Annotated in this window: 18 protein-coding genes; 11 read left to right on the top strand and 7 right to left on the bottom strand. The window is 66.1% G+C overall.

Annotated features, from left to right (window positions below):
- Positions 1 to 137: 137 nt before the first annotated feature.
- From CFE42_RS03815 to cobC, 7 genes are read left to right on the top strand one after another with little or no spacing between them, the layout of a single operon-like run.
- Positions 138 to 2,021 carry a TonB-dependent receptor gene (locus tag CFE42_RS03815; protein ID WP_004632085.1) on the top strand — a complete coding sequence of 628 codons (1,884 nt, stop codon included), beginning with the start codon at positions 138 to 140 and terminating at the stop codon, positions 2,019 to 2,021.
- Positions 2,018 to 3,028, top strand: a complete 1,011-nt coding sequence (locus CFE42_RS03810) for an iron ABC transporter permease (protein ID WP_004632087.1) — start codon at positions 2,018 to 2,020, stop codon at positions 3,026 to 3,028. Before CFE42_RS03815 ends, CFE42_RS03810 begins: the two co-directional genes overlap by 4 nt.
- Positions 3,025 to 3,870, top strand: coding sequence for an ABC transporter ATP-binding protein (locus tag CFE42_RS03805; protein WP_004632090.1), 846 nt, complete (start codon positions 3,025 to 3,027; stop codon positions 3,868 to 3,870). The genes CFE42_RS03810 and CFE42_RS03805 overlap by 4 nt, the downstream gene beginning before the upstream one ends.
- Positions 3,860 to 4,480 carry a cob(I)yrinic acid a,c-diamide adenosyltransferase gene (gene cobO, locus CFE42_RS03800; protein ID WP_037044387.1) on the top strand — a complete coding sequence of 207 codons (621 nt, stop codon included), beginning with the start codon at positions 3,860 to 3,862 and terminating at the stop codon, positions 4,478 to 4,480. The genes CFE42_RS03805 and cobO overlap by 11 nt, the downstream gene beginning before the upstream one ends.
- Positions 4,480 to 5,544 carry a nicotinate-nucleotide--dimethylbenzimidazole phosphoribosyltransferase gene (gene cobT, locus CFE42_RS03795; RefSeq protein ID WP_004632093.1) on the top strand — a complete coding sequence of 355 codons (1,065 nt, stop codon included), beginning with the start codon at positions 4,480 to 4,482 and terminating at the stop codon, positions 5,542 to 5,544. Before cobO ends, cobT begins: the two co-directional genes overlap by 1 nt.
- Complete coding sequence (locus CFE42_RS03790) at positions 5,541 to 6,311, top strand: adenosylcobinamide-GDP ribazoletransferase (protein WP_004632095.1); 771 nt, start codon at positions 5,541 to 5,543, stop codon at positions 6,309 to 6,311. The genes cobT and CFE42_RS03790 overlap by 4 nt, the downstream gene beginning before the upstream one ends.
- Positions 6,296 to 6,874, top strand: coding sequence for an alpha-ribazole phosphatase (gene cobC / locus CFE42_RS03785; RefSeq protein WP_004632097.1), 579 nt, complete (start codon positions 6,296 to 6,298; stop codon positions 6,872 to 6,874). Before CFE42_RS03790 ends, cobC begins: the two co-directional genes overlap by 16 nt.
- A gap of 12 nt (positions 6,875 to 6,886) precedes the next feature.
- Here the strand turns inward: cobC and CFE42_RS03780 are convergent, their stop codons facing one another.
- From CFE42_RS03780 to cobU, 4 genes are read right to left on the bottom strand one after another with little or no spacing between them, the layout of a single operon-like run.
- Positions 6,887 to 7,843: a cobalamin-binding protein gene (locus tag CFE42_RS03780; RefSeq protein ID WP_004632100.1), complete on the bottom strand. Its 957-nt coding sequence runs from the start codon at positions 7,841 to 7,843 to the stop codon at positions 6,887 to 6,889.
- Between the two features lie 10 nt (positions 7,844 to 7,853).
- Positions 7,854 to 8,861: a threonine-phosphate decarboxylase CobD gene (cobD, locus tag CFE42_RS03775; protein ID WP_004632102.1), complete on the bottom strand. Its 1,008-nt coding sequence runs from the start codon at positions 8,859 to 8,861 to the stop codon at positions 7,854 to 7,856.
- A complete protein-coding gene (cbiB, locus tag CFE42_RS03770) occupies positions 8,858 to 9,838 on the bottom strand; it encodes an adenosylcobinamide-phosphate synthase CbiB (RefSeq protein WP_004632104.1) in 981 nt (326 codons plus the stop codon). Before cbiB ends, cobD begins: the two co-directional genes overlap by 4 nt.
- Positions 9,835 to 10,410, bottom strand: coding sequence for a bifunctional adenosylcobinamide kinase/adenosylcobinamide-phosphate guanylyltransferase (gene cobU / locus CFE42_RS03765; protein WP_004632106.1), 576 nt, complete (start codon positions 10,408 to 10,410; stop codon positions 9,835 to 9,837). Before cobU ends, cbiB begins: the two co-directional genes overlap by 4 nt.
- A gap of 61 nt (positions 10,411 to 10,471) precedes the next feature.
- Here cobU and CFE42_RS03760 point away from each other — a divergent pair, with 61 nt between their 5' ends.
- A complete protein-coding gene (locus CFE42_RS03760) occupies positions 10,472 to 11,968 on the top strand; it encodes a cobyric acid synthase (protein WP_004632108.1) in 1,497 nt (498 codons plus the stop codon).
- A gap of 74 nt (positions 11,969 to 12,042) precedes the next feature.
- Positions 12,043 to 12,708 (top strand): ParA family protein, encoded by a 666-nt coding sequence (locus CFE42_RS03755; protein ID WP_004632110.1) that lies wholly within the window; start codon positions 12,043 to 12,045, stop codon positions 12,706 to 12,708.
- Between the two features lie 48 nt (positions 12,709 to 12,756).
- Here CFE42_RS03755 and panC read toward each other — a convergent pair whose 3' ends face one another.
- Genes panC through CFE42_RS03740 form a run of 3 tightly spaced genes read right to left on the bottom strand, consistent with a single transcriptional unit; the run spans position 12,757 to position 14,756 of the window.
- On the bottom strand, positions 12,757 to 13,608 hold the full coding sequence (panC, locus tag CFE42_RS03750) for a pantoate--beta-alanine ligase (protein ID WP_004632112.1): 852 nt from the start codon (positions 13,606 to 13,608) through the stop codon (positions 12,757 to 12,759).
- Between the two features lie 38 nt (positions 13,609 to 13,646).
- Complete coding sequence (locus CFE42_RS03745; protein WP_004632115.1) at positions 13,647 to 14,528, bottom strand: ScpA family protein; 882 nt, start codon at positions 14,526 to 14,528, stop codon at positions 13,647 to 13,649.
- 39 nt (positions 14,529 to 14,567) lie between these two features.
- The gene (locus CFE42_RS03740; protein WP_004632118.1) at positions 14,568 to 14,756 is read right to left on the bottom strand and encodes a DUF3460 family protein; all 189 of its coding nucleotides are present in this window, start codon (positions 14,754 to 14,756) and stop codon (positions 14,568 to 14,570) included.
- A 237-nt stretch (positions 14,757 to 14,993) separates the two neighbouring features.
- On the opposite strand from CFE42_RS03740, the gene CFE42_RS03735 reads away from it, so the two are divergent.
- Together CFE42_RS03735 and CFE42_RS03730 are read left to right on the top strand one after the other, a co-directional pair.
- Entirely contained in the window at positions 14,994 to 16,781 is a 1,788-nt protein-coding gene (locus CFE42_RS03735; protein ID WP_004632120.1) for an autotransporter assembly complex family protein, read from the top strand.
- A gap of 2 nt (positions 16,782 to 16,783) precedes the next feature.
- On the top strand, positions 16,784 to 20,698 hold the full coding sequence (locus CFE42_RS03730; RefSeq protein ID WP_004632122.1) for a translocation/assembly module TamB domain-containing protein: 3,915 nt from the start codon (positions 16,784 to 16,786) through the stop codon (positions 20,696 to 20,698).
- The last annotated feature ends 37 nt before the right edge of the window (positions 20,699 to 20,735 follow it).

Genomic DNA, 20,735 nt, shown 5'->3' with positions numbered 1-20,735 from the left:
CGATGTGCAACCCTGGAGGGAACCGCATCGAGATCCTGCTGCCAGCGACCCGCGGGGGAACGGGTCCGGCTGACGCTTCTTGTCTTTTCAGCATGAGCTTGACTACAAAGCGGCCACTCCGGATGCCCCGGACGGCCATGCGCGCGCTTGCCAGCGCACGATTGGGGGTTGTTGCGGGGGCCATGGCAGGTGCGGTTGCGCCGGCCTGGGCACAAAGCAATACACAAGTAGCCAGCACGCCCGTCGGCGAGCTGAATCCGACAGTGGTGACCGCCTCGCGCAGCGAGCAGCCCCTGTCCGATGCACTGCCGCATACGACGGTCATCAGCCGCGCCGATATCGAGCGCTCGCAGGCGCCGGACGCCGTGACGCTGCTGCGCCGCGAGGCCGGCATCGAAATCGCGCAGAGCGGCGGCCCAGGCACCAACGCCAGCCTTTTCATGCGCGGCGCCGGTTCCAATCAGACGCTGGTTCTGATTGACGGTGTGCGTGTGGCGTCCGGCACCTCGGGCGGCGCGCAGATCGCGCAATTGATGGCCGATCAGATCGATCACATCGAGGTTGTGCGCGGCAACGTGTCTGCGCTGTACGGCTCCGATGCGATTGGCGGCGTGGTGCAGATTTTCACGCGCAACGGCCGTGGCCATGGCCCGCTGGCCAATGCAGAGATCGAGTACGGCGCCCGCAATACCAAGCGCGCGCAGGCTGGCATCAGCGGCTCGCTGGGCGAGAACGGCGATACATCGTTCGCGGTGTCGGTGTCGGAATTCAAGACCAACGGCTTCTCGACCATCAACCCGCAGCAGGCGCCCAAGGCCAACCCGAACGACAACCCGTACACGAACAAGAGCGTGTCGGCGCAGTTGTCGCATCGCTTCTCGGCAGATTGGCAAGCGGGCCTGACGTACTTCCAGACCTGGGGCGATGTCAGTTACGACAACGCCTTCGGCAAGCCGACCGATGACAACGTCGCACACAACGTAGTGCGCTCGATGTCGGCCTACGTGGACGGCAAGGTAACGCAGGATTGGAAGACGCGCCTGACGCTGTCGCAGGGCGATGACCGCAGCTTGAATTACACGAACGGCGTGTTGCAGGTGCCGGCGCGCTTCAACACACGCAATCAGACGGCGAGCTGGCAGAACGACTGGGCCTTCATGCCCAATCAGCTGCTCAAGGTGGGCCTGGAGCATCTGCAGACCAGTATCGACAGCGATGCCTACAACGTGCCCACGCGCAACGTTGATTCCGGCTACATCGGTTACGAAGGCAAGTTTGGCCCGCACCAGTTGCAGCTGAACCTGCGCCGCGACCGCTACTCGGACTTCGGTGGCGCCAACAGCTACTACGCCGGCTACGGCTTCGCATTCAACCCGCAATGGAAGGCGGTTGCGAGTGTGAGCAATGCCTTCCGCGCACCCAGCTTCAACGAGTTGTACTACCCGTTCTTCGGCAACCCGAACGTGCAGCCCGAGAAGGCGCGCTCGGTGGAAGGCGGCGTGGAATACAGCGGCGCGATCGGCCTGGTGCGCGTGACGGTGTTCGAGACGGACTACAGCAACCTGATCACGGCGGTATGCGATGCAGATTTCAATTGCTCGGCAGCCAACGTCAACCGCGCACGCGTGAACGGGCTGGAGACGTCGTATCGGGGTTCGATCTATGGCGTGGATCTGCGTGCGAGCTTTACCATGCAGAACCCGCAGGACCTGTCGGCCAACCAGTTGCTCTCGCGCCGCGCACGGCACTTCGGCAGCGTCTCGGCGTACAAGACGTTCGGGCCGTTCTCGGCGGGCGTGGAGTGGAATGCAGCGGGTGACCGCCAGGATTCGACCAAGACGCTCGGTGGCTATGGCCTGCTGAACCTGGTCGGCCGCTACCAGATCACGCCTGACTGGGCAGTGTCGGCACGTGTTGAAAACGTGACGAACAAGAACTACCAGTTGATCTATCCGTACAACACGGCGTCGCGTGGGGTGTTCTTCACGCTGTCGTGGCAACAGCACGAACCGAAGCGATGACAACACCTGCACTGCCCGCACGCGGTTTTGCCTGGCGACTGTGGTCGCTGCTGGCACTCGCGTGCGTGGTGGTGCTGGCGGCGTCGTTGATGCTCGGCAGTGTGAAGCTGTCGCTCGCTGAAGTCTGGCGGGCGCTGATCGGCGGTGGCGATAGCCTGGCTGCGGGCATCGTCATCGAATTGCGCCTGCCGCGCGCGGGCGCTGCATTTGCTGCTGGCGGGCTGTTGGCCTTTGCCGGGGCGCTCATGCAGATGCTGCTGCGCAATCCGCTGGCCGATCCGTATGTCCTGGGCGTGTCCGGTGGCGGGGCAGTGGCGGCGCTCACGGCGATGTTGTTTTCGCTGCCGTGGTGGTTGGTGCAGACGAGTGCCGGCGCGGGAGCATTGCTGTCGATGGCGCTGGTGGCGGCGTTGGCGCGTCAGCACCTGTGGCGCGGTGAGCCCGGCGAGGCCAATGCGCGCCTACTGCTCGGTGGCGTGGTGATGGCCTCCGGCTGGGTCGGCCTGATCACGCTCATCTTGACGGTGGCGCCCGAGAACAAGCTGCGCGGCATGATTTTCTGGATGGTCGGCGACCTGGGTGGCGCCGATCGTTATGCGGGCGCGTTGATGGCGCTCGTGGCGGCGGTGGCCGTGGTGTTGCCGCATGCGCGCGACCTGAACGTGCTGCTGACCGGCGAAACCCGCGCCCGTGCGCTTGGGGTGCCCGTGGCGCGCGTGCGTGCGTTGATCTACGTGGTGGCGTCGCTGTGCACGGCGGTAGCGGTGACCATTGCGGGCTCGGTCGCTTTTGTCGGCCTGCTGGTGCCGCATATGGTGCGCCTGGCGTGGACCCGCGACGTGCGCATCCACTTGCCCGCTACGGCGATGGCCGGCGGCGGGCTGCTGATGCTGGCCGACCTGATCGCCCGGACGCTGATCGCCCCAACGCAACTGCCGGTGGGTGTGATCACCACCATGCTTGGCGTGCCGACGTTTCTCTACCTGCTGATGCGGAGCACGCGATGAGCTGGTTGCGTCGTGCACGTCGGGCCCCTGCACCGGATGCATTCGCGCACTTGGATGCAGCGCCCGAACTCGCGCTGCGCGACCTGCGCGTGACCATCGACGGGCGCGTGTTGATTGAGCGGTTGTCGTTGACGGCCAACGCGGGCCAGCTCTGGTGCGTGGTCGGCCCGAACGGCGCGGGCAAGTCGACATGGCTTTCCGTGCTGGCGGGCCTGCGTTCGGCGGACGGCGGCAGCGTCACGCTCGACGGTGTAGCACTTGCCGATTGGCCGGCACTGGCGATGGCGCGTCGTCGCGCGTTTCTGCCGCAGACCTTGCATGACTCGTTCCCCATCACCGTGTACCAAGCGGTGATGACCGGCCGCCACCCGCACCTGGCGCGCTGGGAGTGGGAGGGCGACGCCGATGTCCGCGCCGTTGACGCAGCGGTGTCTGCGCTGCAGTTGCAGCCGCTGGTACAACGCGATGTGCGCACGCTTTCTGGCGGTGAGCGTCAGCGCGTGGCGATGGCTGCCGTGGTGGCGCAGGAGGCGCGCGTGCTGCTGCTCGACGAGCCCGTCGCACACCTCGATTTGCATCAGCAGGTTGCCGTGCTCCGCCTGCTGCGCGAAGGCTGCCGCAAACAGGGCTGGCTGGTCGTGCTGACCGTGCACGACTTGAACCTCGCGCGCCGCTTCGCGACGCATGCGCTGCTGATGGACGGCGCCGGTCACACGACCGCCGGGATCGCGGCCGAGGTGCTGACCCCCGAGCATTGCGCACGTGTGCTGCGCACGCCCATTGCCGAGGTGGCCAACGGCCGCCATACGGCCTTGATTCCTGATGATTCCGATGACGACTGAAGAGAACAATGACGCGCTGAACGAGCGCCACCGCTCCCGCATGCAGCGCAAGAAGGCCGTGGTGGACGCCAAGATTGTCGCCGCCACGGACGTGCGCGGCGTACTGCTCGTTAACACCGGTAACGGCAAGGGCAAATCCAGCTCCGGCTTTGGCATGGTGATCCGCGCCATGGGTCACGACATGCAGGTCGGCGTGGTGCAGTTCATCAAGGGCGCAATCCCGACGGGCGAAGAGCGCTTCCTGCGACGCTTTCCCGAGCAATGCAGCTTCCACGTGATGGGCGAAGGCTACACATGGGAGACGCAGGACCGCACGCGCGACATCGAGAAGGCGCAAGCTGCATGGGCCTGCGCACGCGAGCTGCTGAGCGATCCCACCGTCGGCCTGGTGCTGCTGGATGAGCTGAACATCGCCCTCAAGTACCACTACCTTGACGTGCAGACGGTGCTGGCCGATTTGCGCGCGCGGCCGCCCGCGCAGCATGTGGTGATTACCGGGCGCGGTGCGCCACCCGAGCTGATCGAGGCGGCGGATACCGTGACCGACATGACGCTCGTCAAGCACGCCTTTTCCCGAGGCATCCAGGCCCAGCCCGGAGTCGAATTGTGATGAACCAAACCATGCACATTCCGCCATTTGACGATGCGTTGCGCGTGCGCCTGCAGGCGGCCGTGGACAGCAAGACCAAGCCGCTCGGCGCACTGGGCCGGCTTGAATCGCTGGCCGTGCAGATCGGCCTGATCCAGAACACCGACACACCGCAGCTGACGCGCCCCGCGATGGTGGTGTTTGCCGCAGACCACGGCATCGCGCACGCAGGCGTGAGCGCGTACCCTCAAGCGGTGACCGCGCAGATGGTGCTCAATTTCATCGCGGGCGGTGCAGCCGTCAACGTGTTCTGCCGCCAGCATGGGTTTGCGCTGGAGGTGGTAAACGCCGGTGTCGCCGCACCGTTGTGGGCGGCAGATGCGCCGGGCCTGGTCGATGCACCTGTCGGCCCCGGCACACGCAACTTTGCCGACGAGAGTGTTGAGCAAGCCGCCATGACCACTGAGGAGCGCGACCGCGCCATGGCGCTCGGCGCGCAACGGGTGGCACACCATGCGGCGCTTGGCACCAACGTGATCGCGCTGGGCGAAATGGGCATCGCCAATACGGCGTCTGCCGCGTGCCTGATGGCGCGCTTATGCAATTTGCCGGTCGCGCAATGCGTTGGCCGCGGCACCGGGCTCGATGATGACGGCCTGGCCCACAAGCGCGCCGTGCTGGAATCTGCGATGGCCAGGCACGCTGACGCAAGCGAGCCGCTGGACGTGCTTGCTTGCTTCGGCGGCTTCGAGGTCGCAGCGATGGTGGGGGCGGTGCTTGAGGCGGCGCAGCGCCGCATGGTCATCCTCGTCGACGGGTTTATCGCGACGGCCGCCGTGCTGGTGGCCGCGCACGTGGCGCCCGATGTGCTGCGCTTCTGCGTGTTCGGGCATGTGTCGGACGAGCGCGGGCATCGCGCCTTGCTGGAGCTGCTCGATGCGCGGCCGCTGCTGTCGCTGTCGTTGCGGCTGGGCGAGGGCAGCGGCGCGGTGTTGGCGTATCCGGTGGTCGTGTCGGCGGTGGCGTTCCTGCGCGAAATGGCGACCTTCGCCAGCGCAGGCGTGAGCGAGCGCGCATCGCCATGAACGCGTTGCGCGAACATTGGCAGGCGCTGTGGACGGCCGTCGGGTATTTCACCCGCATCCCCGTGCCGGCGTCGGTTGGGTTCTCGCAAGCGGGCTTGAATCGCGCGGCGCGCTACTTTCCGCTGATCGGCTGGTTGGTGGGCGCCGTGGCAGCGGCGGTGTATTGGCTTGTGTTGCGCACGGTGCCCGCGCAAGGTGTGGCGGTGGCCGTGTCGATGGGGGCTACGCTGTTGCTGACCGGCGCGTTTCACGAGGACGGGCTGGCCGATTGCGCCGACGGCTTTGGCGGCGGCTACACGCCTGAAGACCGGCTGCGCATCATGCACGATTCGCGCATCGGCGCGTTCGGGGCGATTGCCGTGTGCATGGCGTTGCTGCTGAAGTGGCAATTGCTGAGCGCGATGGCGCCGCACAGCATAGGCATCCTCGTTGCAATGGTGGCTGCGCATGCTGCCAGCCGGGCCGCAGCTGTCAGCCACCTGCTCACGCATGACTACGTGCGGGCGGAAGGCAAGGCCAAGCCAGTTGCGCAACGCATGCGATGGAGTGACGCGTTGTGGGCTGGCGTATTCGGTGTCGTGCCGTTGCTGTGGTTCGGGCCGATGTGCGCGGCGCTCATCGTTGTCGGCCTGATCCTTGCGCGCTGGCTGCTGGGTCGCTATTTCGTGCGCCGCATCGGCGGCATCACAGGCGATTGCCTGGGCATGGCGCAGCAGATTTTCGAGCTGCTGATCCTGTGGGGGTTGCTGGCATGGATGTCATCCTGATCCGCCACGCGCGGCCCGCCATGACGGCGGGCCTCTGCTATGGCCGCACCGATCTGGAGTTGGTCTCGCCCATGGACCCGGAGCCGTCGGCCATCGTCGAGAAACTCGCCGCCCACACTCCGCATCGTCTGCTGGCAAGCCCGTTGCGGCGCAGCCGCCTGACGGCTGAAGCCATGGCGCAAGCGGCGCAGCTGCCCGCCATTGAAATCGATGCGCAATTGATGGAACTCGATTTCGGCGCTTGGGAAGGCTGCCAGTGGGATGAGATCCCGCGCGCGGAAATCGACCATTGGGCGCGCGATCTCGTGCTCGGCAATCCGCATGGCGGAGAATCGGCGGCGGATCTGCTGGCGCGCGTGACGACCTGGGCTGAAGCAACCACCGCGATGCCCACGTCTTGCGTATGGGCGGTGACGCATGCCGGCTGTATGCGTGCGCTGGCGGCGCATTGGCTGCAGCGGCCACTAATCGAGACCCTGCAATGGCCGTTGCAATGGGGGGCAGCCTGCGGTTTTCGCGTGCTGCCCGACACGTTGCCTGTGCTGCTGTTCTGGAATCGTTGAGCGGCGCGCGGTTTAACGACCCGGCCCGTTGGTGGCCTGTGAACCGAGGCGCCGCATGCGGGCTTGTTCCAGGTCTTCGCACAACAGGGTCGCGGCTTCCACAAGGCGTGGGCCAAAGCGGTTGATCAGGTCACCGTTGATGCTGAAAAGGTTGCCGCGCTGCACAGCGAGCAATTGCGGCCAGCGCTTCCATGCGTCGAGCGTATCGATCGGACGGCTGCCTTGCGTGGCGCCCATGCTGGCGGTCAATAGCACTTCCGGGTTGGCTGCGATCACCGCCTCGGGCGATACGGTCGGCACCAGCAACGGCTCTCCCGCAAACACATTGCGGCCGCCGCACAACGCGAGCATGTCAGAGAAGATGTGCTGGCCATTGAGCGTCATCAGCGGCTGTTCCCACACCTGATAGAACACCGAAACCGCCGGCCGGCTCGCGTAGCGCTGTCGTAGCGTATCGGCGCGTTGGCGGAATTGCTGGGCCGCATCGTGCGCGCTCGCGTGGGTGTCGAGCAGCGTGCCGAGCGCCTCGATCGAGCGCGGAATATCGCTCATGCGATGCGGCTCGGAGAAGAACAGCGGTATGCCGAGCGCGCGCAGGCGGGCGATCTGCTTCTGCGCGTTGCCGTGGCGCCAGACCACCACCAGATCGGGTTTGAGGGCGGCGATGCGCTCCAGATCGAGCGAGCGGTTGTCGCCTACGTGAGGAATGTCGCGCGCGGGCGGCGGGTAGTCGCTGTAAGCCACAGTGCCAACAATGCGTGCTCCGCCGCCCGCCGCGAACAGCAACTCGGTCGCATGCGGCGCGAGGCTGACGATGCGTTGTGCGGGGCGCTGCAGCGTAACGATGGCACCGCTATCGTCTGTGACGGAAATGGCCGCACATGCCGGTACGGCAGCGATCGTGAGCGCAATGGCGGACAGGCCGCACACATACAGGCGACGGGTGAGGCGAGAGAGACGAGTGGGCATCGGGGGGAGGTCAAGCGGAGTGCGACAGCGATGCTAGCGCATCGGCAAGGCGTTGCCATCCGGGCTCATCCGGGGGCAGGCCGAAGCGCAAGCCGCTGATGGGCGCATCGAACAGGCGGGTCCAGATGCCGAGGCGCGCCAGGCTTGCATGCAGCGCTTGCGCGCGTGGGGCGGATGCCCAGGCAAACAGCGGGGTGGCGGCATTCGGCAGCCCGTGGCGATCAAGCAACGCCGAGAGCCGTGCGCCGGCATGCTGGAGTTGCGCGCGCGTTGAAACTTGCCAAGCGGTATCGGCCAGCGTCGCACGTACCACAGCACGGGCGGGGCCGTTGACGGTCCAGTGCCCCAGCGCCTCGCGTAGCGCAGACACCAGCTCAGGCGCGGCCAGCGCGAAGCCGATGCGGGCGCCCGCCAGCCCGTAGAATTTGCCGATCGAGCGCAGCACGACAAGCCCCGGCACGCCAGCCAGGGGCGCCAATGTGGGGCCATCGTCGAACGCCTCGATAAAGGCCTCGTCCACGATCAACGTACCGCCGCGCGCATGCAGGCGCCTGTGCCAATTGCGCAGGATTTCGGCGGGCAGAAGGCGTGCCGTGGGGTTGTTCGGATTGACGACGACCAGGTGCTGCACGTCGTTTGGCACGTCACCGAGGAAGGCGGCTTCGGGCAGTGGTACGACGTCGTGGCCGGCGCGCGCAAAGGCCGGCGCATATTCGCTGTAGCCGATCTGCGCGATGCCGGCTCGCCCTCGCGGCAGCAGGGTCGGCAGCGTGCGGATCGCCGCCTGCGACCCTGCAACCGCGAGCACGGCGCGCGCATCGATCACGCCGTAGTGCGCGGCGGCCAGCGCTTCGAGGTCATCGTCTTCGGGCAGGCGCAACCACGCACCGGGTGGGATCGACGGGATGGGGTAGCCGTGCGGATTGATGCCCGTGGACAGATCCAGCCAGCCGCCTTCAGGCTCTCCGTACTGCGCGCGTGCGGCGGCGAGATTGCCGCCGTGGACGATGACGCTCACGACAAGCCCCGCGCCGATGTTGCGATCAGGCCAAGTACGCCCAGCCACAGCCACAATGTGCGCGATACGAGCGTCAACGCACGCGTGATATCGACAGCGGTTGCCGGCTTGCCGGTGCCGAGCGGCGGGCGCGCTTCTTCCACGCCTTCGTAGCGTGCTGCGCCGCCAAGCCGGACGCGCAGGCTGCCCGCGCCGGCGGCCATGACCGGGCCCGCGTTCGGGCTCGACCATTGCGGGGCTTGCGTGCGCCAGCAGCGCAGCGCATCGGCGGTGTGGCCAAGCAGCGCGTAGTTCATCGCCGTGAGTCGCGCGGGAATCCAGTTGAGCACGTCGTCGATGCGTGCGGCTGCCCATCCAAAGCCGGTAAAGCGCGCATTGCGGTAGCCCCACATTGCATCGAGCGTGTTGGCCAGCCGGTACAGCATCACGCCGGGCGCGCCGGCCACAACAAGCCAGAACAGCGGCGCGAAGACGGCATCGCTGCCGTTCTCCAGCGCCGATTCCACGGCGGCACGCGCAATGGGCTCGTCGCCGGCTTGTGTGAGATCACGCGAGACGATGCGCGAGGCGAGGGCGCGTGCGCGGGGCAAATCCGCATCGCGCAACGCAAGCGCGATCGGCGCAATGTGTTCATACAGGCTGCGCGCGCCAATGGCGAAATAGAGGGCAATCGCATCAAGCGCCACCACCAGCCGTGGCGACACATCGCCCGCCATCACGACGAGCCATGCCGCCAGCAGCACGAACGGCAACACGGCGACTGCCCAAGCGACGAGACCGACTATGCGCGACCTGGCCAACGCAGCCGGTGCGCGGTTCATGCAGCGCTCAATCGCTGCGGCGATGCGCCCGAAGCCGACCAAAGGATGCCAGCGCGACACCTCGCCGAATACCTGATCGAGCAGCACGCCCGCGAGTGCTGCCAGCGTCACGAGGGGCCACCCGAGATCGAACACGCCGCCCGACGGCAAGCTCACGTTGCGGTGCCGAGTGCCGGCCCTTTCACCACCATCGGAATGCCGGCCACCAGCAGATGCACGTTGTCGGCCAGAGCGGCGAGGCGTTGGTTCAGCCGGCCCAGTTCGTCCACGTAGAAGCGCGTGACGGCACCCATCGGCACCACGCCCAGGCCGATTTCGTTGCTCACGAGGATGACCTCGCCGGGCAGCAGCGGCAGGGCGGTCAGCAGCGCGTCGATCTCGGCCGTCCAGGCTTCGGGCGGCGTGACGAGGCCTGTCTCGGGATATTCATGATGTTCGGAAAAGAGCAGATTGTTGAGCCACAGCGTCATGCAATCGACCAGCACACAGCCACCGTGCTGCGCGTGCGTGTAGAGCGCTTCGGCCAGGTGCACGGGCTCTTCGACCAGCGCCCAATTGGCCGGACGCCGCGCGCGGTGCAGGGCCACGCGCAACTGCATCTCCTCATCGTCCTCGCCAGCGGTGGCAACGTACGTGACCGGCCCGACGCATTGCAGCGCGAGCTGTTCGGCGTGGTGGCTCTTGCCCGAGCGGGCACCACCGAGGACAAGTGTGAGACGGCGTGACATTCCCGCATTTTAGCGAGGGCGCGGCAGCCAGGCATAACAAGGTGGGTGCGATAATCCGCGCATGTCGAAAGCTCCATTTTCTGTGCCGCCGGACTCGCTTCGGGGCACGCTGATGATCCAGGGCGCCACGTCCGATGCCGGCAAGAGCACGCTGGTCGCCGGCCTGTGCCGTGTCGCGCATCGCGCCGGTGTGCGCGTGGCGCCGTTCAAGCCGCAGAACATGGCGCTCAACAGCGCCGTCACCGCAGACGGCGGCGAGATCGGCCGCGCGCAGGCGTTGCAGGCGCAGGCGGCGGGCGTCGTGCCCACGGTCGACATGAACCCCGTCCTGCTCAAGCCCAACAGCGACACCGGCGCACAGATCATCATCCACGGTCAGCCGCGCTGCGACCTCGACGCCCGTGCGTACCACGACTACAAGCCCACCGCCATGGCCGCTGTGCTCGAATCGCACACGCGGCTGCGTGGGCAGTACGACCTCGTGCTGGTAGAGGGCGCCGGCAGCCCGGCGGAGATCAACCTGCGCGACCGCGACATCGCCAACATGGGCTTTGCCGAAGCCGTCGATTGTCCCGTCGTGCTCGTCGCCGACATTGATCGCGGCGGCGTGTTCGCGCACCTTGTTGGCACGCTCGCCTGCTTGTCTGACAGCGAACGCGCGCGCGTGACGGGCTTCATCATCAACCGGTTCCGCGGCGACATTTCATTGCTGACGCCGGGGCTCGACTGGCTGACCGCGCAGACGGGCAAGCCGGTGTTTGGCGTGCTGCCATATCTGCCCGGCCTCCATCTCGACGCAGAAGACGCGGTGCAGACGGCGCAGCGTGCAGCTTCACCCGATGGGCTGCGCGTCGTTATTCCGGTGTTGCCGCGTGTGTCCAACCACACCGATTTCGATGCGCTGCGCGCGCATCCGCAGGTGGACGTTCGACTGGTCGGCCCTGGCCAGCCGATTCCGCCCGCCGACCTCATCATCCTGCCCGGCAGCAAGAGCGTGCAGGCGGATCTCGCCTGGCTGCGCGCCAATGGCTGGGAAGCGGCCATCGCGCGACATCTGCGCTATGGCGGCAAGCTGATCGGCATCTGCGGCGGCATGCAAATGTTGGGGCGGTGGTTGCATGATCCGCTAGGGCTTGAGGGCGCGCCCGGTAGCGTCGAGGGACTCGGCTATCTCGATTTCGAGACCACGCTGGAGACCAGCAAGAAGTTGCGTCAGGTGCGCGGCAGCCTGGCGGAAGGCGGTGCGGCCGTCGCCGGCTACGAAATCCACATGGGCGTGACCGCGGGGCCAGCCTTGGCATGCCCCGCCGTGTTGCTCGATGATGGCCACGCAGATGGCGCGATCTCGGCCGATGGGCAGATCTTCGCCACGTATCTGCATGGTCTGTTCGATGCGCCACAGGCGTGCTGCGCGCTGCTAGCCTGGGCCGGCGTGGGTGATGCGCAGACGCAGGACTACGCCGCATTGCGTGAGGCTTCGCTCGAGCGTCTGGCCGACACCTGCGAAGCGCATCTCGACCTTGCCGCGTTGCTGCGAACGCCGCCACGTGCAGGCTGAGCCATAATTACCGATGGACAGATCTGTCGAGTGATCAAATCGACACATGATTCAACGAGCGCAAGGAGGCGGGCATGCCGGTGGCCGTTGTAGCGAATCCGAAGGGCGGGGTGGGCAAGAGCACGCTGGCCACCAATCTGGCCGGCTACTTTGCCGCGCGGGATCACGCCGTGATGCTGGGAGACACCGACCGCCAGCAGTCCTCACGCGAATGGCTCGCCTTGCGCCCGGAGACCGCCAAGCCCATCCGCACATGGGAAATCAACGCCGACCACATCGCCAAGCCGCCCAAGGGGACGACGCACGTGGTGCTCGATACGCCGGCGGGCCTGCACGGCTGGCGGCTGGGGGATCTCGTCAAGATGTCGGGCTACGTGATCGTGCCGCTGCAGCCTTCCATGTTCGACATCCTTGCCACGCAGACCTTCCTGCGCAAACTGGCCGATGAAAAGCCCGTGCGCCATGGCGAGGTCAAACTGGGCGTGGTCGGCATGCGCGTGGATATGCGCACGCGCGCCGCTGAACAGCTTCAACGTTTCGTACAGGGGCTGGAAGTGCCCATCCTTGGCTATCTGCGCGATACCCAGAATTACGTGCAACTGGCCGCGCATGGCCTGACGCTGTGGGACGTGGCGCCCTCGCGTGTGGCAAAGGATGTGGAGCAGTGGAGCGGCATTCTCAATTGGCTCGGGGAATCGCCCCCGCAGGCCAGGGTTGCCGACACGTCGGCGGCGGCATGAAAAAAGCCCGGCACTGCCGGGCTTTTTCGTGGAACGAGGCTGCGTCGCTCAGATTTCGAGGTTATCGATCAGGCGCGTCTTGCCGAGCTTCGCGGCGGTCAGCACGACCAGCGGCTCGCCGGCGGCGATGTTCTCGGGTGTCGGCTTCTGCAGGTCGGAGCGGCGGCGCACGGCCACGTAGTCGGGCTGCCAGCCGCGGCCACGCAGATAGTCCATCGCCTTGGTGGTCACCTCTTCGTGCGACGCCTGGCCTTGCAGCACAGTTTCGAGCACGTCCTGACGCACCTGATGCAGCGTGCGGTAGAGCTCGGGCGCTTCGGCCCGCTCTTCGTTGGTCAGGTAGACGTTGCGCGACGATAGCGCCAGGCCATCATCCGCGCGCACCGTTTCGGCCGGGACGATATCGACCGGCAACGCAAACTGATGCGCCATGCGGCGCACGATCATCAACTGCTGGTAGTCCTTCTTGCCGAACACGGCCACGCGTGGTTGCACGCAGCAGAACAGCTTCATCACCACCGTGCAGACGCCCTTGAAGAAGCCAGGGCGGAATTCGCCTTCGAGCGTGTCGCCCAGATCATGCGGCGGTTCGACACGGTATTCCTGCGGCTCGGGGTACATGTCGCGCTCGGTGGGCGCGAACAGCACGTACACGCCTTCCTTTTGCAGTTTTTCGATGTCGTCCTGCAGGGTGCGCGGGTATTTGTCGAAATCTTCGTTCGGGCCGAACTGCAGGCGGTTCACGAAAATGGACGCCACCACCGGGTCGCCATGCTGGCGCGCCAGGCGCATCAGGCTCAGGTGGCCCTCATGCAGGTTGCCCATGGTCGGCACGAAGGCGACGCGGTTCTGGCCGCGCAGTTGGTCGCGCAGTTCCTGGATCGACGAGATGACTTTCATAGTTGTTGTGTGATTCGGCCCGGGTCAGGCCGGACGAATTACGTCGGAGAATAGGCGAGGCGCACGTAAATGGGCGCGTACGGTTCGGCCTGCGTGATTTCGAGCAGCGATTCGCGCGAAAGCTCAAGCATGGCGACAAAGTTGACGACCACGATGGGTGCGCCCTTGCCGGACTGGATCGCTTCTTCGAATAGCTCGGTGAACTCCATGAACCGCGCGTGCTGCAGGCGACGCAGGATCTGGCTCATGTGCTCGCGCACCGACAGCTCTTCGCGCGAGATCTTGTGGTGCTGCGTGAGCTTGGCGCGGCGCAGCACGTCGGCCCAGGCGACACGCAGGTCGTCGGAATTGACGTCGGGGTAGCGCGGCGCGAGGCTCTGCTCGATATAGACCTGGGCGCGCAGGAAGTCGCGGCCCAGTTGCGGCACGGTGTCGAGCTTCTGCGCGGCGAGCTTCATCTGCTCGTACTCGAGCAGGCGGCGCACCAGTTCGGCGCGCGGGTCTTCGGGCTCGTCGCCTGAGTCGGTCTTCTTGACCGGCAGCAGCATGCGCGACTTGATTTCGATGAGCATGGCCGCCATCAGCAGGTATTCGGCGGCCAGCTCCAGGTTGGTCGCGCGAATCTGCTCGATGTATGCCAGATATTGCCGGGTGACCTGCGCCAGCGGAATGTCCAGCACATTGAAGTTCTGGCGACGGATCAGGTACAGCAGCAAGTCCAGCGGCCCTTCAAACGCTTCGAGAAAGACTTCGAGCGCGTCGGGCGGGATGTAGAGATCCTGCGGGAGCTTGAACAGTGGCTCGCCGTAGAGCCGCGCAAAGGCAAGGCCGTCGACCTGCGCGGGCGTGGAATCCTGATCGGGCGCCACGCTGGGCAGCTCGACGGGCAGTGGCAGCTTGTCCTGCGCGGAAGTGGTCATGCGGCGGTGAGCCTGGCGGGCCGAGGGCCGGTCGGCCGATCAGTCCAGCGAGTAGACGTACGGCTTTTGCGCCACGCGGGTGGACTTGGCACGTGCGCGCTCTTCCAGGTCGATCGGGTCCTTGTCCCACAGCAGGGAGCGGCCTTGGCGCTGCTGCGCTTCCAGGTCGGGCTTCTGGGTCTTGAGTTCTTCCAGGAACTGGGTGATCTCGGACTTGTACAGGGCCATGGCGGTATGTGATGTTGGGTGATCTTGCCCGCACGGAAAGGTCCCGGGCGGAAAACCGGCGCATTTTACCGTATTGGCCGTCGTAACGGCCTTGGGCACGGCACGTGCGAAACCCTTCCGGCCGATCCGGAAGGCCGCATTCGTTGCATTTGCCTGGGCACCCGCCGGGCCCGGTATGGTCAAATACGCCTTTCCTTCGATTCAGCCGGCCCGTGGGGCGGCACCACGCTTGCCACGATGACCGGCTCCAATCGACCATCGCGACCGTCACGACCACCACGCTTTCGTTTCCTGGGTTTGCCCGCCGCCGCGCTGGCGGCCGGCTTTGTGCTGTCCCTCGCCTGCGCCCGGGCGCACGCTGAATACGACGTCAAGATCGATGCGCCGAAGTCCATTCGCGACTTGCTTGAGCGCCATCTGGACCTGTCGCGCTACAAAGACCGAAAGGACATCACTGACGACCAGCTCCAGTACATGGTCGAGACCATTGGCGATCAGGTCACCAAGCTGACGGCCACCGAGGGCTATTTCGTGCCGAAGGCGACCGCGAAGCTGGACGGCCCGCCGGACCACCGCGTGGTCAACGTGAAGGTCGAGCCCGGCCCGCGTACCACCATCGACACCGTGGCGCTCGACTTTACCGGCGCCATCACGCAAGACGCCAAGCGCATCGACGAGTTGAAAAAATCGTGGAGCCTGCAGCACGGCATGGCGTTCCGCCAAGCGGGCTGGGACAAGTCCAAGGACGACAGCCTGGCTGCCCTGCAGAGCAAACGTTATTACGCGGCCAAGCAGACGTCGTCGCAGGCGCGTGTCGATCCGGACGAGAGCAAGGCTGACCTGTCGGTGGGCTATGACAGCGGTCCGGCCTACACATTGGGGCCGCTGGACGTGCAGGGTTTGTCGCGCTACCCGCGCAGCATCATCAACCACGTGAACCCGCTGCGCGTCGGCGAGGACTACTCCGCCGATCGTCTGCAATCGCTGCAGGCCGCCATCCAGGGGCAGCCATATTTTTCCAATGCGATCGTCGACCTGGGTGACGATCCGAAGAACCCGGTCAATGCGCCGGTGCGGGTGCGCGTGCGGGAGTACCCGCCCAATCGCATCACCGGCGGTGTGGGTTACGGCACAGACACGGGCGCCTCGGTGGAAGGGCGCTATCAATATCTGAACCTGTTCAGCAAGGCATGGGTGCTCGATACGCAGGCTCGCATCGAACAGCGCCGCCAGTACCTGTTTGCCGGCGTGACGGTGCCGCCCGATGACAAGCAATACGTCAATAGCCTCTACACCAGCATGGACCGCACCGACACCTCGGGCACCGAGACGCGCAGCTATCGTTCGGGCTTCAAGCAGACGCGTGTGCGCGGCATCTACGAGACATCGTTCACCGTTGATTTCTACTACGACGACCTACGGCCCGAGGGCGCCGAGCGCCAGTTGAGCAAGGCGCTCGTCCCGGGTTTCGCCTGGACGCGCCGCGATGTGGACGACCCGCTGTTCCCGCGCCGCGGCAACATCATCACCACGCAGATCGGCGCGGCAGTGAAGGGCGTGCTGACGGACCAGTCGTTCGTTCGGTCTTACAGCCGCATCCGCCAGTTCGTGCCGGTGGGGCAGCGCGACATCTTCGTCGCACGCGGTGAGCTGGGCGCGGTCATCACCTCCGGGTCCGGTGATGGCGTGCCTGCCACGCTGCGCTTTCGAACGGGCGGCACGCAGTCGGTGCGCGGCTACGACTTCCAGAGCATCGGTAACGACGTCAACGGCAGCACGCTGCCGACCAAGTTCCTCGTCACTGGCGGGTTGGAATATCAACGCTGGTTCCTGCCGCAATGGGGCGCCGCCGTGTTCTGGGATACCGGTACCGCCACCGACAACTGGTCGGAGCGTCGCTGGTTCAATGGGGTGGGTGTCGGCGTCCGCTGGAAGAGTCCCGTGGGGCCGATCCAGCTCGACATGGCCTACGGCGTCCAGCAGAAGCAGTTCCGGCCGAGCGTGTCGCTGGGCATCGCGTTCTGAATATGACGATGACCGATCCGCAAACGCCTGAATCCAATCCACCCGAAGCACAACACCCCAAGCGTCCCACGCGTGGCTGGGGCCGCCGCACGCTGCGCTGGCTCGGCGGCTTGGTCGCCTTTTTGCTGGTGATCGTGCTCGCGCTGGCCGGCTGGCTGGTGTGGGCCATCCATTCGCAATCGGGCACGGCGCAGTTGTGGGCGCTCGCCACGCGCTTTGGCAACGCCTATGTGTCGGGCAAGCTGGAGGGCGGCACGGTGCGCGATGGCGTGTCGCTGCGCGATCTGCATGTGCGCGCGGGCAGCACGGAAGTGCGCATTGACCATGTGGAAGGCCGCTGGGCCATCACGCGCGGCCCATGGCATGCGCACTTCGCGTATCTCCGTGCCGGCAATGTCGATGTGATCCTGCATCCGACACCGCCCATACCGCCGAGTGGTCCGCCGAATTCGCTGGTGTTGCCGCTGGCGCTGGATGTGGACCGGCTTGCAGTCGATCGCCTCGCCATCCGGCAGGGCACGTCGACCACCGAGCTGAAATCGATTGCCGGCAGCCTGCATACCGACGGCACGCATCACAACGTGCTCCTCGACGGTATGGAGACGCCCGCCGGCAAGCTCGCGGCCACGCTGCGCATGACCGGTACGCGGCCGTATCCGCTCACCGGAGCCGCGACGCTGGCCACTCAATTCGAGGTCAACGGGCAGAAGCAGGATGCGTCAGTGTCGGCGCAGCTGTCGGGCTCGCTGGAGGCGCTGCGTATCGACGCGACCGGCACCGGCGCCAAGCTGACCGCACAGGCGCTGATAGACGCCACGCCGTTTGGCGCCTTGCCCCTGTCGCGCGCAGTCGTGTCGGCGGAGCACGTGAATCCGAGTGCGTTTGCGCCAGGCGCGCCGGAAGCATCGCTGTCGATCCACGCCGATCTGCGCCCCGACGAGAAGGCCAAGACGTTGACGGTGGCCGGCCCCATTCAGATCGACAACGCGCAGCCCGGCACGCTCGACAAGCAGAAGCTGCCGCTGCAATCGCTGCGTGCTCAGGTGCGGCTGAACGAAAACGATCAGCAACTCACCGGACTCGATATGCGCTTGCTGGGCGGCGCGGTGCTTACGGGTGGCGCCAATGTCCAGAAGGGGCATGGCGCACTGCGCGTGGATGTGCGCCAGCTTGATCTGCAGGCGCTTCATGCATCGTTGGAGAAAACAAAACTCGCTGGCCCCATCACCGTCGACTTTGCGGGCGGCACGCAACATGTGGCGCTGGATCTAGCGGGCGGCGACATGCGTGCGCAAGCGAAAGCCGTGCTCGATGCGACGCAGGTCACGGTGGAAAGCGCCCAGGTGGCGCTGGGGCGCTCGCGGTTGACGCTGGTGGGCACGCTCCGGCACGACGAAGCGCAGTCGTTTGCCTTCAAGGGCAATCTGGCGGAGTTCGATCCGTCGCGGCTGGCGAAGGTGGCCAAGGGCCGCATCAACGCCGAGTTCGATGCGCGCGGCACGCTGGGTGAGCCGATTGACGCCGCCGTCAAATTTGCCGTGCGCGATAGCAATTACGCCGGCTTGCCGATGACCGGCGACGGCAATGTCCACCTGCGCGGTGAACGCCTGCTGCCCAGCGACGCCAGGCTCGGCGTGGCGGGCAACAAAGCCAGCCTGCGGGGCAGCTTTGGCGGGGCGGCCGACCGCATGCACGTCGACATCGATGCACCGCAACTCGCACGCCTGCAGCTTGGGGTGAGTGGGGCGCTCATCCTGTCTGGCGATGTCTCCGGCACGATCAAGCGCCCGCAAGTGGATGCCACGTTCCGCGCCAATCAGCTTGCCTATCAAGGAAACAAGATCGACACCGCCAACGGCCGGGCGCAGATCCGCGACGGCATCGATGGGCCCTTGCTGTTCGAGCTGACCGCGCGGCGTGTGACGGGCCCGAGCCTGTCGTTGCGAGAAATGCATGCCACGCTGGAGGGCACGCGCCGCGCCCACCGCTTCCGCGCCGATGCAGACGGCAACGTGCGCAATCAGCCGTTCAAATTTGCGCTGGCAGGCGACGGCGCGCTGACTCCCGGCAAGGACGGCGATGGGTGGGATGGCACGATCTCTACGCTGTCGGCGCAGGGTGCGCCCAACCTGCAACTCACGGCACCGGTGCGGCTGTCGGTGGCGCCGGGCCGCCTGATGATGGGCCGCGCTGACCTGACGCTGGACCAGACCCCCATTCACATCGAACGTATTGAATCCACTCAGGGACACGTGCGCAGCGCAGGCCGTGTCGACGGCTTGCAGATCGCGCGGGTACTGGAGCTTGTGCGCACCTGGACGGGCCAGGCTCCGCCGGTACGCACGGATCTCGTCATCGACGGGCAATGGGATCTGGATCTCGGCAGCACGGCCACCGGCGCGGCGCGCATCGCCCGCCGCAGCGGCGATCTGTCGATCAACGCTGGCCGCGGTTTCACCCCATTGGGCTTGACCGAAGCGACCGTGGAAGCGCACGGCGAAGGCATGCGCCTCGGGCTGCGCGGCAATGTGCAGTCAACGCGCGTGGGCAACCTTTACCTTGATGCGGGTGTCGGGCTCGTGCGTGATCCTGGGCCGGGCACCTTGGCGCTCATGGCGCCCACGTCGCCGCTCTCCGGCGGCTTGACGATCAGCCTGCCGCACCTCAAGAGTATCGGCGACCTGCTGGGGCCGGACGTTGCGACGGACGGGCAGCTCGCGGCCAGCCTGACGTTTGCCGGTACAGTGGGCGCGCCCAAGGTGAGCGGTTTCCTGACCGGCCAGGACGTCGACGTGGCCCTGTACGACCAGGGCATCCGCCTGACCAAGGGCGTGGTGCGCGTGGCGCTCGACCAGAACGTGGTCGACCTGCAAGAGGTGGTGTTCCACGGCGGCGACGGCACCCTGCGTGCGCAGGGCCGCGTGCAACTCGGCGAGGCGAACCCGAACCTGGCCGGCACCATCGTTGCCGACAAGCTGCAGCTCTTTGCCGATCCGGACCGCACGCTGGTGCTGTCGGGCCAGGCGCGTATTGCCAACGATAACGACCGCGTGGCCATCACCGGCAAGTTCAAGGTCGACCGGGGCTTGTTTGATCTGCCGAAGGACGGCGCGCCCTCGCTGGGCGACGACGTGGTCATCGTCCGCCGCGCCGACGCCGCCCGCAACCAGGCCGAACGCGGTGTTAAGCGCGAAGAAAAGCCGGCTGGCCGCTTCAGCCCGGTGGTCGATGTCGATGTCGATTTTGGCGACAACTTCCGCTTCAAGGGTGCCGGTGCAGACCTGTCGCTTGGCGGCCAGATGCACGTGCACAGCGAGCCGCTCGTACCCCTGCGCGGCACTGGCACGATCTACGTGCGCCAGGGCAGCACGTATGAAGCGTTCGGCCGCAAGCTGGCCATCGAGCAGGGCGTGCTGAATTTCGTCGGGCCTATCAACAATCCGTCGTTCAACATCACCGCCATGCGGCGTAACCAGGAAGTCGAAGCCGGCGTGCAGGTGACTGGCACGGTGCGCCAGCCACGCGTCAAGCTCGTCTCCGAGCCCAACGTGCCTGATGAAGACAAGCTTTCGTGGCTGATGTTCGGCTACAGCGCATCGAACGCCGGTCTGGGCCAGCAGCAGGCGATGTCCGGCGCGGCCCTCGGCCTGCTGGGCAACGTAGCAGGCAAGAACGTGGCGCGGCGCTTCGGGCTCGACGAGTTCTCGATCGGGCCGTCCGCCGCAGGCCTGACCGATCCGCAGGTGGTGAGCCTGGGCAAGGTCATCTCGGAGCGCATCACCGTCGGCTATGAGCAAAGCCTGTCGACGGCCGATTCCATCGTCAAACTGACGTGGCAGTTTTCGCGGCGGTGGTCGGTGGTGGCACGCGGCGGTACGATCAATGGCGCGTCGGTCCTGTTCAACAAACGTTGGTAAACGGTTGGCCCGGCTGCCAGAATGGCGGCGGGTCCAT

It is taken from the genome of Ralstonia sp. PBBBR1, from assembly GCF_002256165.1.
Lineage (GTDB): Bacteria > Pseudomonadota > Gammaproteobacteria > Burkholderiales > Burkholderiaceae > Ralstonia > Ralstonia thomasii.
This window is presented reverse-complemented; position numbering and strand designations above follow the sequence as displayed.

Excerpts from the sequence above, each read along its gene's own strand:
- CFE42_RS03735 (WP_004632120.1), top strand. The coding sequence starts at position 14,994 with ATGACCGGCTCCAATCGACCATCGCGACCGTCACGACCACCACGCTTT.
- CFE42_RS03755 (WP_004632110.1), top strand. The coding sequence starts at position 12,043 with ATGCCGGTGGCCGTTGTAGCGAATCCGAAGGGCGGGGTGGGCAAGAGC.
- cobU (WP_004632106.1), bottom strand. The coding sequence starts at position 10,410 with ATGTCACGCCGTCTCACACTTGTCCTCGGTGGTGCCCGCTCGGGCAAG.
- CFE42_RS03745 (WP_004632115.1), bottom strand. The coding sequence starts at position 14,528 with ATGACCACTTCCGCGCAGGACAAGCTGCCACTGCCCGTCGAGCTGCCC.
- CFE42_RS03730 (WP_004632122.1), top strand. The coding sequence starts at position 16,784 with ATGACGATGACCGATCCGCAAACGCCTGAATCCAATCCACCCGAAGCA.
- CFE42_RS03780 (WP_004632100.1), bottom strand. The coding sequence starts at position 7,843 with ATGCCCACTCGTCTCTCTCGCCTCACCCGTCGCCTGTATGTGTGCGGC.
- CFE42_RS03740 (WP_004632118.1), bottom strand. The coding sequence starts at position 14,756 with ATGGCCCTGTACAAGTCCGAGATCACCCAGTTCCTGGAAGAACTCAAG.
- CFE42_RS03805 (WP_004632090.1), top strand. The coding sequence starts at position 3,025 with ATGAGCTGGTTGCGTCGTGCACGTCGGGCCCCTGCACCGGATGCATTC.
- CFE42_RS03760 (WP_004632108.1), top strand. The coding sequence starts at position 10,472 with ATGTCGAAAGCTCCATTTTCTGTGCCGCCGGACTCGCTTCGGGGCACG.
- CFE42_RS03790 (WP_004632095.1), top strand. The coding sequence starts at position 5,541 with ATGAACGCGTTGCGCGAACATTGGCAGGCGCTGTGGACGGCCGTCGGG.
- cobT (WP_004632093.1), top strand. The coding sequence starts at position 4,480 with ATGAACCAAACCATGCACATTCCGCCATTTGACGATGCGTTGCGCGTG.
- panC (WP_004632112.1), bottom strand. The coding sequence starts at position 13,608 with ATGAAAGTCATCTCGTCGATCCAGGAACTGCGCGACCAACTGCGCGGC.
- CFE42_RS03815 (WP_004632085.1), top strand. The coding sequence starts at position 138 with ATGCGCGCGCTTGCCAGCGCACGATTGGGGGTTGTTGCGGGGGCCATG.
- cobO (WP_037044387.1), top strand. The coding sequence starts at position 3,860 with ATGACGACTGAAGAGAACAATGACGCGCTGAACGAGCGCCACCGCTCC.
- cobC (WP_004632097.1), top strand. The coding sequence starts at position 6,296 with ATGGATGTCATCCTGATCCGCCACGCGCGGCCCGCCATGACGGCGGGC.
- CFE42_RS03810 (WP_004632087.1), top strand. The coding sequence starts at position 2,018 with ATGACAACACCTGCACTGCCCGCACGCGGTTTTGCCTGGCGACTGTGG.